Source organism: Pseudomonas sp. LBUM1645 (genome assembly GCF_059716185.1).
In genome coordinates, this window is the sequence record NZ_CP166811.1 from 772,501 (window position 1) to 786,761 (window position 14,261).

General features: G+C 59.4%; 7 protein-coding genes and 2 rRNA genes (1 of these 9 running past the window's edge). 7 read left to right on the top strand and 2 right to left on the bottom strand.

Annotated features, from left to right (window positions below):
• The 5 genes from ACA079_RS03310 to recD form a co-directional block, all read left to right on the top strand.
• Positions 1–478, top strand: a 23S ribosomal RNA gene (locus ACA079_RS03310); it begins 2,414 nt to the left of the window's first position.
• Positions 479–637: 159 nt separating this feature from the next.
• Positions 638–753 (top strand): 5S ribosomal RNA (gene rrf / locus ACA079_RS03315).
• Positions 754–909: 156 nt separating this feature from the next.
• A complete protein-coding gene (gene recC, locus ACA079_RS03320) occupies positions 910–4,359 on the top strand; it encodes an exodeoxyribonuclease V subunit gamma (protein WP_497702568.1) in 3,450 nt (1,149 codons plus the stop codon).
• Positions 4,359–8,045, top strand: a complete 3,687-nt coding sequence (gene recB / locus ACA079_RS03325) for an exodeoxyribonuclease V subunit beta (protein WP_497702569.1) — start codon at positions 4,359–4,361, stop codon at positions 8,043–8,045. Before recC ends, recB begins: the two co-directional genes overlap by 1 nt.
• Positions 8,042–10,144, top strand: coding sequence for an exodeoxyribonuclease V subunit alpha (gene recD, locus ACA079_RS03330; RefSeq protein WP_497702570.1), 2,103 nt, complete (start codon positions 8,042–8,044; stop codon positions 10,142–10,144). The genes recB and recD overlap by 4 nt, the downstream gene beginning before the upstream one ends.
• Here recD and ACA079_RS03335 read toward each other — a convergent pair.
• A complete protein-coding gene (locus tag ACA079_RS03335) occupies positions 10,141–11,088 on the bottom strand; it encodes a LysR family transcriptional regulator (RefSeq protein ID WP_008149109.1) in 948 nt (315 codons plus the stop codon). The two genes, recD and ACA079_RS03335, sit on opposite strands and share 4 nt — an antisense overlap.
• A 163-nt stretch (positions 11,089–11,251) precedes the next feature.
• On the opposite strand from ACA079_RS03335, the gene ACA079_RS03340 reads away from it, so the two are divergent.
• Both ACA079_RS03340 and mmsB read left to right on the top strand, forming a co-directional pair.
• The gene (locus ACA079_RS03340) at positions 11,252–12,778 is read left to right on the top strand and encodes a CoA-acylating methylmalonate-semialdehyde dehydrogenase (protein WP_046055588.1); all 1,527 of its coding nucleotides are present in this window, start codon (positions 11,252–11,254) and stop codon (positions 12,776–12,778) included.
• A 10-nt stretch (positions 12,779–12,788) separates the two neighbouring features.
• Entirely contained in the window at positions 12,789–13,676 is an 888-nt protein-coding gene (mmsB, locus tag ACA079_RS03345; protein WP_497702571.1) for a 3-hydroxyisobutyrate dehydrogenase, read from the top strand.
• Between the two features lie 214 nt (positions 13,677–13,890).
• On the opposite strand, the gene ACA079_RS03350 is transcribed toward mmsB, so the two are convergent.
• On the bottom strand, positions 13,891–14,235 hold the full coding sequence (locus ACA079_RS03350; RefSeq protein WP_008024653.1) for a cupin domain-containing protein: 345 nt from the start codon (positions 14,233–14,235) through the stop codon (positions 13,891–13,893).
• Between the last annotated feature and the right edge of the window lie 26 nt (positions 14,236–14,261).

The following is a 14,261-nucleotide window of genomic DNA, read 5'->3' on the forward strand; positions in this document are numbered from 1 at the left end:
CGGATAAAAGGTACTCCGGGGATAACAGGCTGATACCGCCCAAGAGTTCATATCGACGGCGGTGTTTGGCACCTCGATGTCGGCTCATCACATCCTGGGGCTGAAGCCGGTCCCAAGGGTATGGCTGTTCGCCATTTAAAGTGGTACGCGAGCTGGGTTTAGAACGTCGTGAGACAGTTCGGTCCCTATCTGCCGTGGACGTTTGAGATTTGAGAGGGGCTGCTCCTAGTACGAGAGGACCGGAGTGGACGAACCTCTGGTGTTCCGGTTGTCACGCCAGTGGCATTGCCGGGTAGCTATGTTCGGAATAGATAACCGCTGAAAGCATCTAAGCGGGAAACTAGCCTCAAGATGAGATCTCACTGGGACCTTGAGTCCCCTGAAGGGCCGTCGAAGACTACGACGTTGATAGGTTGGGTGTGTAAGCGCTGTGAGGCGTTGAGCTAACCAATACTAATTGCCCGTGAGGCTTGACCATATAACACCCAAGCAATTTGTGAACTCGAAAGAGGCCAGATTGCGGTGTGTGAAGACGAAACGAACCGAAAGTTCGAGATACTCGCAAAACACCAAACTATCGCATACCCATTCGCTGGAGCGTGAACCTGCAAAGGCCCACGACCTGGCTACCGAATTTCTTGACGACCATAGAGCATTGGAACCACCTGATCCCATCCCGAACTCAGCAGTGAAACGATGCATCGCCGATGGTAGTGTGGGGTTTCCCCATGTGAGAGTAGGTCATCGTCAAGATTAAATTCCGAAACCCCTATCTGCGTATGCAGGTAGGGGTTTTGTTTTGCCCGCAGGAAAGTTCTCACAGCAATACCGGACGGCTCCCGGCTGTCACAGTCTCCCGACAATGCTAAGGTTCGGCCCTAGCTTTTGTATTTTCCCAAGGAAGCCTTTATGCCGGACGCGACGTCCCTCAGTGCTGGTTTTATGGTGGTTCACGGCAACCGCCTGGACGAGTTGCGCAGCCTGGTGGTCAGCTGGATGCGGCGTTATCCGTTGGCTCCCTTGGAAAATGAAATTGCCCTGGTACAGAGCAACGGCATCGCCCAATGGCTGAAGCTGGCACTGGCGGAAGACCCTGAAGACGATGACACGGGCGGCTGTGGAATCGCCGCAGCCATCGACGTGCAGTTACCGGGTAGCTTCATGTGGCAGCTCTATCGCATGGTGCTTGGGCGTGACGAAATCCCGGTCAAATCCCTGCTCGATAAAGCTCCCTTGACCTGGCGTCTGATGCGCCTGCTTCCTCAGTTGATCAATCAACCGCACTTCGAACCGCTGCAGCGCTTCCTTACGAATGACACAGACTTACGTAAACGCTATCAATTGGCGGAGCGACTGGCGGACCTGTTCGACCAATATCAGGTGTACAGGGCCGATTGGCTCGAAGACTGGGCAGAAGGTCGTCATCAATTACGAAATGGCAGAGGTGAAACCAAACCTCTGACCCCGGCTAACTGCTGGCAGGCAGAGTTGTGGCGTGCGCTGTTGCTGGATGTGGGTGAACAAGGCATGGCGCAAAGCCGAGCCGGCGTCCATCAACGGTTTATCGAACGCATCAACAGCCTCGACGTCGCCCCCAGTGGATTGCCTTCACGGGTGATCGTTTTCGGGATTTCTTCACTGCCCGCTCAAGCCCTGGAAGCACTGGCGGGACTAGCCCGGTTCAGCCAGGTTCTGCTTTGCGTACATAACCCGTGTCGTCACCATTGGGCGGACATCGTCGCCGATAAAGACCTGTTGCGGCATCAATACAAGCGTCAGGCTCGCAAGAGCGGAATGCCGGTTGTGCTCGACCCGCAAACCCTTCACCAGCATGCCCATCCACTACTGGCGGCGTGGGGCAAGCAGGGGCGGGACTATATCAATCTGCTCGACAGCTACGACGATCCCAACAGCTATCGCTCGGCATTCCGCGATGGTCGTATCGACCTGTTCAGCGACAGCCAGCCACTGAACATGCTCAATCAATTGCAGGACGACACTCTTGAATTGCGTCCCTTGAACGAGACTCGCGAGCGCTGGCCGGCTGTTGATCCGGCAAAGGACGAATCGATCCGTTTTCACATCGCCCATAGTGCCCAGCGCGAAGTGGAGATCCTTCACGACCAGTTGCTTGCACGCTTCAGTGCTGATCCGGAGTTACGGCCTCGCGATGTGATCGTGATGGTCCCTGACATCGACAGCTACGCACCGCATATTCGCGCGGTGTTTGCTCAGCTTGAACGCCACGACCCGCGTTTCATTCCCTTCACGCTCGCCGATCAAGGTCAACGCGGCCGTGATCCGCTACTGATTGCTATCGAGCATCTGCTCAAACTGCCCGACAGCCGTTTCCCCGTGAGCGAGATCCTCGATCTGCTGGACGTTCCTGCACTACGCGCTCGCTTCGGTGTAGAGGAACGTGATCTGCCGACCCTGCACCGTTGGATCGAAGGCGCAGGCATCCGCTGGGGCATGAATGCCGAGCAGCGCGCGGGTCTCGGTCTGCCGCAAGAGCTGGAACAAAACAGTTGGCGTTTCGGTCTGCGGCGGATGCTGCTCGGTTATGCCGTGGGCAGTGCCAGTGCTTGCGAGGGTATCGAACCCTACGACGAGATCGGTGGTCTGGATGCCGCGCTCATTGGTCCTTTGGTCGCGCTGTTGGACGCATTGGAGATTGCCCACCAGGAACTCTCTCAACCCGCAGCTCCCAAACAATGGGGCTTTCGATTGCACGCACTGGTTCAGTTGTTTTTCCTGGCCAGTAACGAGCATGACGACTACGTGTTAGCCCAACTCGAAGAGCTGCGTGAAACCTGGCTTGAGACGTGCGAGTCAGTTGGCTTGCATGATGAATTGCCGTTGACCGTGGTCCGTGAAGCCTGGCTCGCCGGCCTTGATCAGGGTCGCTTGTCCCAGCGTTTTCTGGCCGGTGCGGTTAACTTCTGCACCTTGATGCCCATGCGCGCGATCCCGTTCAAACTGGTCTGCCTGCTGGGCATGAATGACGGGGACTACCCGCGCGCACAGCCGCCACTGGACTTCGACCTCATGGGCAGTGATTACCGCCCTGGCGATCGCTCCCGACGTGAAGATGACCGCTATCTACTGTTGGAAGCCCTGTTGTCGGCACGTGACCAACTCTATATCAGCTGGGTCGGTCGCAGCATTCGAGATAACAGTGAACGCCCTGCGTCGGTACTGATCGGCCAATTGCGGGATCATCTGGCCAGCGGCTGGCGACTGCATGATGTCGACGAAGATCTGCTTGAGGCCATCACTCAGGAACATCCACTGCAACCGTTCAGCGCCCGCTACTTCCATGAGGGCGATGATTTGTTCAGCTACGCGAATGAATGGCAGGTGCTGCATCAAACCAGTGAGTCGTCGACTGATATCGAGGTCCTTGATCCCTACGTTCAGGAGGAGCCGTTGAGTCTCGGCCAACTGCAGGACTTTCTGCGTAATCCTGTGCGACATTTCTTCAGTCAGCGACTGAAGGTGTACTTCGAAGCGGCTGAAGTGCCCTTGGCGGATGAAGAGCCATTTGTACTCGACGCGTTGCAACGTTACAGCCTTAGCGACAGCTTGCTCGAAGCGGCGCTGGGACATCTGGATAGCACCGACCAGGTACTGGAAGCACAGGCAAAACGTCTGCAAAACAGTGGGCTTCTGCCTATGGCCGGATTCGGCGAATGCCTTCAGCGAGAGTTGATCGAACCGTTGCCGGATCTGTTGCAGCGTTATCAACAGCTTTTGGCTTTATGGCCAACGCCGCTCACCAACGCTCTGCCAGTGAATCTGGAGTTGCAGGGGCTGCGTCTGGAAGGTTGGCTCAGCGGCCTGCATCAACGTGCGGACGGTGGTTTGCTATCAGTCACTACAATCCCCAACAGCATCGGCTCGATCAAGTCGCGCAAATGGCATCGGCTGACACGGCCATGGGTCAATCATCTGGTTGCCTGCGCCAGTGGTATGGCGATGACCACCGCGTTGGTGGCCAGTGACGACAGTCTGCTGCTCGGTCCGATGGCGGAGGATGCAGCGTTGCGGATTCTGGGCGACCTGTTAATGGCTTGGCAAACCGGCATGCGTCAACCACTGCCGATTGCGGTGAAGACCGGCTTCGCATGGCTTGGTCAAACTGATCCGGTCAAAGCCCAGGCCGCAGCCCGCAAGGCTTATGAGGGCGATGGCCTGACCACCGACGGCGAGCGTCGCGAAAGCCCGGCACTCGCCCGGCAGTTCGCCGACTACGACACGCTTACCGCAGACGAAACGTTCCCGGATTGGTGCAACGCGTTGTACCGGCCGCTGCTTGAAGCGCCTTGGCGTTCATTGAGCAGCGAGGAGGCGCGCTGATGACCACGAAGCCTCTGGCCTTGGCATTTCCCCTGCGCGGCAGCCAACTGATCGAAGCGAGCGCCGGGACCGGCAAGACCTTCACCATTTCTGCGCTTTATCTGCGCCTGGTCCTTGGCCACGGCGCAGAGTCGAGCGGCTTCGGACGTGAACTGTTGCCGCCACAAATCCTCGTTGTGACGTTCACCGATGCCGCGACCAAAGAATTGCGCGAACGTATCCGCACACGTCTTGCTGAAGCAGCGCGATTTTTCCGTGATGAAACACCGGCGCCCGATAGCCTTATCGCGGAGCTTCGTGAGGAGTACCTTCCCGAGCAGTGGTCCGGATGCGCGAACCGCCTGGACATCGCCGCGCAGTGGATGGACGAGGCAGCAGTTTCAACCATCCACAGTTGGTGCCAGCGCATGTTGCGCGAACACGCGTTCGACAGTGGCAGCCTGTTTACACAATCCCTGGAAACCGATCACAGCGATTTGCTGGGCGAAGTCCTGCGCGATTACTGGCGCCTGTTTTGCTACCCGATGCAAGGCGATGCGCTGAACTGGGTGCGTGGGAATTGGGGCGGTCCAGCGGCATTACTGCCGCGAGTACGTGGTTTGTTCGCCAGTGAGCGAGACAGCGTTGAAGGTAAAGAGCCTGCGGAGCTGATCACTGAGTGTCTGCAAGAGCGACGCGCAGCCTTGCTCGAACTCAAGATGCCCTGGCGCCAGTGGGCGGACGAGTTGCTTGCGATCTGTCATCAGGGCGTTGCAAGCAAGAGCGTCGACGGTCGCAAGATGCAGGCGCGCTATTTCGAACCCTGGTTTGAAAAGATCAGGGTCTGGTCTGAAGACGAATCCCTTGAGCAATTGGATATCGGTACCGGATTCACGCGCCTGACGCCCGATGGTATGGCTGAAGCCTGGAAGGGCGAAGTACCCAGTCATCCAGGACTGGATGCCATGCCCGGCCTCAAGGCCAGTCTCGATGGATTGCCGACGCCTGATGCTGCCGTGCTGCAACACGCCGCCCAGTGGGTCGGTACACGGTTCGAGGAAGAAAAGCGTCGTCGTGCGGAGATGGGCTTCGATGACATGCTGCTGCGCCTCGATGCCGCGTTGCAGTCCGATGGCGGTGAGCGGCTGGCGACCCTGATTCGCGAGCAGTTTCCGGTGGCGTTGATCGACGAGTTCCAGGACACCGACCCGGTGCAATACCGGATCTTCGAGAGCATCTATCGCATCGAAGACAACAATCCCGAATGCGGTCTGTTCCTGATCGGCGACCCCAAGCAAGCGATCTACGCGTTCCGCGGTGCCGACATCTACACCTACTTGCGCGCCCGCCAGGCCACCGCTGGCCGGCTGCATACCCTGGGTACGAATTTCCGTTCCAGCCATGGCATGGTCCGAGCGGTCAACCATGTGTTCGAGCGTGCCGAGTCTCGCGAGACCGGGCGAGGCGCGTTCCTGTTTCGTGAAAAGAATGGTGAGAACCCGGTACCGTTCCTGCCCGTCGAATCCCAAGGGCGCAAAGAAGTTCTGCACATCGACGGCCAGGTCGTGCCCGCCCTGAACATCTGGCACCTGTCCGCCGATCAGCCGCTGTCCGGCGCGGTGTACCGACAACAACTCGCCGCCGCCTGCGCCAGTGAAATCACCGCATTACTCAACGGCGGGCAACAAGGTCGCGCGGGTTTCATACAGGACGGCAAGGACTTCAGAGGGCTGCTGCCAGCGGATATCGCGATCCTGGTCCGCGACGGTAAAGAAGCCCAGGCTGTGCGTGGCGAACTCTCCGCCCGTGGCGTGCGCAGCGTCTATCTATCAGACAAGGACTCGGTGTTCGCCGCCCAAGAGGCCCACGATCTGCTGACCTGGCTCAAGGCTTGTGCCGAGCCGGATGTCGAGCGTCCACTGCGGGCCGCATTGGCCTGCATCACGCTGAACCTGTCGCTGGCTGAACTGGAGCGGTTGAATCAGGACGAACTGGCGTGGGAAGCGCGGGTCATGCAGTTCCGCCATTATCGCGAGCTCTGGCGCAAGCAGGGCGTGTTGCCAATGCTGCGTCGATTGCTGCATGACTTCCAGTTGCCACAGACATTGATCATGCGCAGTGACGGCGAGCGGGTGCTGACCAATTTGCTGCACCTGTCCGAGTTGCTGCAACAGGCGGCCGCCGAACTCGATGGTGAACAAGCGCTGATCCGTCATTTGTCCGAACATCTGGCGTTGTCCGGTCAGGCCGGCGAAGAGCAGATCCTGCGTCTGGAGAGTGACGAACAACTGGTCAAAGTCGTGACCATTCACAAGTCCAAGGGGCTTGAGTATCCCTTGGTGTTCCTGCCATTCATTTGCTCGGCGAAACCGGTGGATGGCAGCCGTCTGCCGTTGCATTACCACGACGCCACGGGCAAGGCTCAAGTGACCTTGAGGCCGACGGCCGAGTTGATTGTTCAGGCGGATGATGAGCGTCTTGCCGAGGATCTGCGCTTGCTTTACGTGGCCCTGACCCGGGCGCAACACGCCTGCTGGCTCGGAGTGACTGATCTCAAGCGCGGCAATAACAACAGCTCGGTGCTGCACCTCTCAGCATTGGGTTATCTGCTGGGCGGCGGTGCACCATTGGCCGAGTCGGCAGGTTTGAAGCGTTGGCTGGAAGACCTGCAGCAGGATTGTGCAGCGCTGAACTACGGTGAAATGCCTGAAGCGACCGTCGAGCACTACCATCCGCCGCACAACGATGCGACGTTGCTTGCTCCGCTGATACCCAAGCGCAAGGCCAGCGAAAACTGGTGGATTGCTTCCTACAGTGCCCTGCGCATTGGCGACAGCATGAGCGTGGGCACTGATGAAGCGCCGGAGAGCCCGCAGGCGCAAAAGCTATTCGACGACGAACGCCTCGATCCGCAAGCACCACGAGAAGTGGTGGCCGGTGGTGCTGATATCCATCGATTCCCTCGTGGTCCGAACCCCGGCACCTTTCTCCATGGTTTGCTCGAATGGGCCGGTGACGAAGGTTTTGCCGCCACGCCGCAAGCGGTGGAAGACGCCATTGCCCGTCGCTGCAATCGCCGTGGCTGGGAGGGCTGGATAACCGCCCTGAGCGACTGGCTAAAGCATCTGCTTACGTCCCCGCTGCATATCGGCGGCGGGCAGGCCCCAGTGGTATTCGAGCAGCTCACCCAATATCGCGTCGAGATGGAGTTCTGGTTCGCCAGTCATAAGGTCGATGTGCTCAAGCTCGATGAACTGGTGCGTCAATACACCCACAACGGCGTGGCCCGGGTGGCTGCCGAGCCGGTGTTGCTCAATGGCATGTTCAAAGGCTTCATCGACCTGACGTTCGAGCACGACGGCCGCTATTACGTCGCCGACTATAAATCCAACTGGCTGGGCGTCGATGACGCGGCCTACACCGAGCAGGCCATGGAGCAGTCGATTCTCGACAACCGTTACGACCTGCAATACGTGCTGTACCTGTTGGCCCTGCATCGCCAGCTCAAGGCGCGACTTGCCGATTACGATTACGACCGGCATGTCGGTGGCGCGCTGTACCTGTTCCTGCGTGGTACGCGTGCGTCCAGCCAAGGCGTTTATTTCGCCCGTCCTCCAGGAGAGCTGATCGAGCGTCTGGACCGGCTGTTCCAGGGCAAGCCAGAACCCAAGGCCGAACCCGCCTGGGAACAGGGAGTTTTGCTATGAGTCGCACCTTCGCTGATTTGCTGCCCACTTCATTGACAGCCGAAAGCCTTGCGGATCTGGCGCCATTGAGTCGCGCCGATGACTTGCTGTTGTTGCTGACGCGCTGGGTTGAGCGCGGCTGGCTGCGAGCGCTGGACAAAGCCTTCGTCGCTTTTCTTCATGAGCTCGCTCCCGACGATGATCCACTGGTGTTGCTGGCCGCTGCGTTGGCCAGTCATCAACTGGGCCACGGTCATGTGTGCCTGGATGTGTTCGAAACGCTCAAGGAACCAGACTTCGCCCTGTCGCTGCCACCAGAAGGTGATGTGCAAAGTGGTGCGATGTTGCTGCCGTCGCAATTGCTTGAGGCGCTGGACGGTGCCCATTGGTGCAAGGTCTTGGCCTCCAGTAGTCTGGTCGCATTGGCGGTTGATGGTCGCGAGGCGGCGCAGCATCGGCCATTGGTGTTATCGGGCAAACGCTTGTACTTGCGTCGCTACTGGGCTTACGAACGGCGTATCGACAACTCGCTGCGCCAACGGCTGGTGGAACACGAAACCACGCCGGATGATTTGTCCCAACGCCTCACCAGCTTGTTCGGCCCAGCCAGGCCCGGCGAAGTGATTGACTGGCAGAAACTCGCCTGTGCCCTCGCCACCCGCAGCGCATTCAGCATCGTTACCGGTGGCCCGGGGACCGGCAAGACGACCACGGTCGTGCGTTTGCTGGCGTTGCTCCAGGCGCCGGCAGTGGAGGCGGGCAAGCCGTTGCGTATTCGTCTCGCGGCACCCACCGGCAAGGCTGCAGCCCGCCTGACGGAGTCGATCAGTCAGCAGGTCAGAACCCTGGAAGTCGATGAAACCGTACGAGTGAAGATCCCGTCAGACGTCACCACCGTGCACCGTCTGCTCGGCAGTCGCCCCGGTACTCGACACTTCCGTCACCACGCCGATAATCGCTTGCCGCTGGATGTCTTGGTGGTGGACGAAGCCTCGATGATCGATCTGGAAATGATGGCCAACCTGCTCGATGCGTTGCCGGCCCATGCCCGTCTGGTGCTGCTCGGTGACAAGGATCAACTGGCATCGGTGGAAGCCGGCGCCGTGCTGGGCGACCTGTGCCGCGACGCCGAGGCCGGTTGGTACAGCCCACAGACTCGCGTGTGGCTGGAAACGGTCAGTGGTGAAAGCCTGGATGCCAGCGGTTTGCAGGAAGACACCCAAGGGACTCATCCGCTGGCCCAGCAAGTTGTGATGCTGCGTCATTCACGCCGGTTCGGCGAGGGCAGCGGCATCGGCCAACTGGCTCGTTGGGTTAACCAGCAGCAACCCGAGGAAGCCCGCAAGTTGTTGGCGGCTCGAAGCCATGACGACGTGTTTTCCCTGTCCCTCAAGGGGGAGCAGGACCGGGCGCTGGAACGCTTGCTGCTTGAGGGACATGGCGATGGACCGCAGGGTTATCGCAATTACCTGAGTCTCTTGCGCAGCCTGCGGCCACCGCTCGACAGCACGCTTGATGATCCCTGCTGGACCGATTGGGCTCGGCAGGTGTTGCAAGCCTTCGACGCCTTCCAATTGTTATGCGCCGTACGCAAAGGGCCGTGGGGCGTGGAAGGTTTGAATCAACGCGTGACCGCCGCGCTGCTCAAGGCTCGGCTGATCGACAGCGACCAGCAGTGGTACGAAGGTCGGCCGGTGTTGATGACCCGCAACGACTATGGTCTGGGTTTGATGAACGGCGACATCGGCATTGCCCTCAAACTGCCGGAACGCGAGGGGCCAGAGGTTGGGAAGCAGGTGCTGCGTGTGGCGTTCCCGCGTAATGATGGTCAGGGCGGCGTACGGTTTGTTCTGCCGAGCCGGCTCAATGATGTGGAAACCGTGTACGCCATGACAGTGCACAAATCCCAGGGCTCGGAATTTGCCCATACGGCGTTGATTCTGCCGGATGCCCTGAACCCTGTACTCACCAAGGAATTGATCTATACCGGGATTACCCGGGCCAAAAACTGGTTCACCCTGATCGAGCCTCGTTCCGGCGTATTCGAAGAGGCAGTGCGACGCAAGGTCAAGCGCTTGAGCGGGTTGATGCTGGAAATGGATGAGGTGAGCGCCGACTAATCGGCGAACAGGGTCTCCCGACTTTCACCCATCAACAGACCCTGATTCTTCTCAGTGACCGCACGGATGTAGTCCCACAACAGGGTGATCCGCTTGAGCTTGCGCAGGTCTTCGCGGCAGTACATCCAGAACTGTCGAGTGATGTTGATCTCTTCCGGCAACACCGGCAGCAATCGCGGATCCTGGGCCGCCAGGAAGCACGGCAGAATCGCCAGCGACCGCCCTTGCTGAGCAGCCACGAATTGCGCAATCACACTGGTGCTGCGCAGGTTGGCACTGGCGCCGGGCAGCACATTCGCCAGGTACAACAGCTCCGAGCTGAACGCCAGATCGTCGACGTAACTGATGAATGAATGTTTACCCAAGTCTGCCGGGCGGCGGATCGGTGGGTGCTTGTCGAGATAATCCTGAGTCGCGTAGAGCTGTAATTTGTAGTCACAGAGTTTGCAGCAGACGTACGGGCCATGCTCCGGGCGCTCCAGCGCGATGACGATGTCCGCCTCGCGCTTGGACAGGCTGATGAAGTGCGGCAACGGCAGGATGTCCACCGAGATTGCCGGGTAGGCGTCGACGAAATGGCTTAGCTGCGGAGTGATGAAAAAGCTGCCGAAGCCTTCGGTGCAGCCCATGCGCACATGCCCGGATAACGCGACCCCGGACCCCGAAACCTGCTCGCAGGCCATGTGCAGCGTGCTTTCAATCGACTCGGCGTAGCCCAGCAACCGCTGGCCTTCGGCGGTCAGGACAAAACCGCTGGTCCGGGATTTCTCGAACAGCAAAGTGCCCAGCGCCGCTTCCAGCGAGCTGATGCGCCTCGACACAGTGGTGTAGTCGACCGCCAGGCGCTTCGCCGCGGTGCTGGCCTTACGTGTGCGGGCGACTTCAAGGAAAAACTTGAGGTCATCCCAGTTCAACGAGCCTAGAGACGTGATGTTTTTTTGCATGATGGACCGGCTTTTATGTGCGTTCTTATTAGAAGTTTGCACATCTATACTCCAAAAACAGTCCGACAACCAATTCGCGACACACGTCTCATCTCAAGGCGACATTCTCGCCTTGGCTCCCTAGATAGCTCTCTAAATAAGAACAACGTCCCGGAGACCCAACATGAACGCATCGCTCACGCCAAACGAAACCACTGTCCAAACGGTAAAGCTGTTGATCGACGGCGAGTGGGTCGAGTCCCAAACCACCGAGTGGCACGACATCGTCAACCCGGCGACCCAGCAAGTGCTGGCGAAAGTACCGTTCGCTACCGCGCAGGAAGTCGATGCCGCCATCAGCGCCGCCCATCGCGCCTTCCAGACCTGGAAGCTGACGCCGATCGGCGCGCGGATGCGCATCATGCTCAAGCTCCAGGCGTTGATTCGCGAACACTCCAAGCGCATCGCCGTGGTGCTCAGCAACGAACAAGGCAAAACCATCGCTGACGCTGAAGGCGATATCTTCCGCGGCCTGGAAGTGGTCGAGCACGCCTGCTCCATCGGCAGCCTGCAAATGGGCGAGTTCGCCGAGAACGTTGCTGGCGGCGTCGATACCTACACCCTGCGTCAGCCAATCGGCGTTTGCGCCGGCATCACGCCGTTCAACTTCCCGGCGATGATTCCGCTGTGGATGTTCCCTATGGCCATCGCCTGCGGCAACACCTTCGTGCTCAAACCGTCCGAACAGGACCCGATGTCGACCATGCTGCTGGTGGAACTGGCGATCGAGGCCGGTGTTCCGGCGGGCGTGCTCAACGTCGTTCATGGCGGTAAAGACGTGGTGGATGCGCTCTGCACCCACAAGGACATCAAGGCTGTTTCCTTCGTCGGTTCGACCGCCGTCGGCACTCACGTCTACGACCTGGCCGGTAAACACGGCAAACGCGTGCAATCGATGATGGGCGCGAAGAACCACGCCGTTGTGCTGCCGGATGCCAACCGCGAACAAGCGCTCAACGCGTTGGTCGGTGCCGGTTTCGGTGCAGCCGGGCAACGCTGCATGGCCACATCCGTGGTGGTGCTGGTGGGCGCGGCCAAACAATGGCTGCCTGACCTGAAGGCGCTGGCGCAGAAACTCAAAGTGAATGCCGGCAGCGAGCCGGGAACTGACGTCGGTCCGGTGATTTCCAAAAAGGCCAAGGCTCGGATTCTGGATCTGATCGAGAGCGGCATCAAGGAAGGCGCCAAGCTGGAACTGGACGGTCGCGAAATCACGGTTCCAGGTTTCGAGAAGGGCAACTTTGTCGGCCCGACCCTGTTCTCCGGCGTAACCCCAGAGATGCAGATCTACACCCAGGAAATCTTCGGTCCGGTGCTGGTGGTGCTGGAAGTCGATACCCTCGATGAGGCTATCGCACTGGTCAACGCCAACCCGTTTGGCAACGGTACAGGCCTGTTCACCCAGAGCGGTGCAGCGGCGCGTAAATTCCAGACCGAAATCGACGTTGGCCAGGTCGGCATCAACATCCCGATTCCGGTGCCGGTCCCGTTCTTCAGCTTCACCGGTTCGCGCGGGTCCAAGCTCGGCGACCTCGGTCCGTATGGCAAGCAAGTGGTGCAGTTCTACACTCAGACCAAGACTGTCACCAGTCGCTGGTTCGATGACAACAGCGTCAACGACGGTGTGAACACCACCATCAACTTGCGTTAAGGAGCCGGACATGAAAATCGCTTTTATCGGTCTCGGCAACATGGGCGCGCCGATGGCGCGCAACCTGATCAAGGCCGGCCACGCACTGAACCTGGTCGACCTGAACAAAACCGTTCTGGCCGAGCTGGAACAACTGGGCGGCAGCATCAGCGCTTCGGCGCGTGAAGCCGCTCAAGGCGCAGAACTGGTGATCACCATGCTGCCAGCCGCTGTGCATGTGCGCAGCGTGTGGCTGGGTGAAGACGGCGTGCTGGCGGGGATTGGCAAGGGCGTGCCGGCAGTCGATTGCAGCACCATCGATCCGCAGACCGCACGTGATGTCGCCGCGGCGGCGGCCAAGCAAGGCGTGGCCATGGCGGATGCGCCTGTGTCGGGCGGTACTGGCGGTGCTGCGGCCGGGACCCTGACGTTTATGGTTGGCGCTACCCCTGAGCTGTTCGCCACCCTGCAACCGGTATTGGCGCAGATGGGCCGCAACATCGTCCATTGCGGCGAAGTCGGCACCGGGCAAATCGCCAAGATCTGCAACAACCTGCTGCTGGCGATCTCCATGGTCGGTGTCAGCGAAGCCATGGCGCTGGGTGATGCGCTCGGGATCGACACAACAGTGTTGGCCGGGATCATCAACAGTTCCACCGGCCGTTGCTGGAGTTCCGAGATGTACAACCCGTGGCCGGGTATCGTCGAAACGGCGCCGGCCTCGCGCGGTTACACCGGCGGTTTCGGTGCCGAACTGATGCTCAAGGATCTGGGGCTGGCCACGGAAGCGGCGCGTCAAGCGCACCAACCGGTGGTGCTCGGCGCGGTGGCTCAGCAGTTGTACCAGGCGATGAGCCAGCGTGGGGATGGTGGCAAGGACTTCTCGGCGATCATCAACAGCTATCGCAAACCTCAGTAAGGTCGGGTCTATTGCGAGTGGAGCTTTTGTGGCGAGGGAGCTTGCTCCCGCTGGTTCGCGAAGCGGACCCAGGTTCAGCGGATGCGGTGCTTCAGAAAGACTGTATTTGCTGATTTTGCGGCTGCTTCGCAACCGAGCGGGAGCAAGCTCCCTCGCCACAGGTTATGCATATTTACCGGGAAATCACGTCGGGTGATCTCCCGGTTTTTTTGTATCAGGCAAACACGAAATACTTGCGCACGGTTTCAACCACTTCCCACGTGCCTTTCATGCCCGGCTCAATGACGAAAATATCACCGGCGCGCAGATGGATCGGCTCCTTTCCTTCTGGGGTGATGATGCAGTACCCCTCGCGGAAATCGCAGTATTCCCACTTCACGTATTCCACATACCACTTGCCCGGCGTGCAGATCCAGGTGCCCATGATCTTGCTGCCGTCTTCGCTGGTGTAGGCGTTGAGGTTGACGGTGTGCGGGTCGCCTTCGAGTTTTTCCCATTTGCAGGCGTCGAGCACCGGCAGTGGGTGGGTATCGCGAAGAACGGTAATCGGTGCGGACATGATGACTCCGAGCGTTAGGGAGAACT

What these genes read in the sequence shown, in the direction of transcription:
- mmsB (WP_497702571.1), top strand. Translation starts at nt 12,789, where the DNA reads ATGAAAATCGCTTTTATCGGTCTCGGCAACATGGGCGCGCCGATGGCG.
- ACA079_RS03350 (WP_008024653.1), bottom strand. Translation starts at nt 14,235, where the DNA reads ATGTCCGCACCGATTACCGTTCTTCGCGATACCCACCCACTGCCGGTG.
- ACA079_RS03340 (WP_046055588.1), top strand. Translation starts at nt 11,252, where the DNA reads ATGAACGCATCGCTCACGCCAAACGAAACCACTGTCCAAACGGTAAAG.
- ACA079_RS03335 (WP_008149109.1), bottom strand. Translation starts at nt 11,088, where the DNA reads ATGCAAAAAAACATCACGTCTCTAGGCTCGTTGAACTGGGATGACCTC.
- recC (WP_497702568.1), top strand. Translation starts at nt 910, where the DNA reads ATGCCGGACGCGACGTCCCTCAGTGCTGGTTTTATGGTGGTTCACGGC.
- recD (WP_497702570.1), top strand. Translation starts at nt 8,042, where the DNA reads ATGAGTCGCACCTTCGCTGATTTGCTGCCCACTTCATTGACAGCCGAA.
- recB (WP_497702569.1), top strand. Translation starts at nt 4,359, where the DNA reads ATGACCACGAAGCCTCTGGCCTTGGCATTTCCCCTGCGCGGCAGCCAA.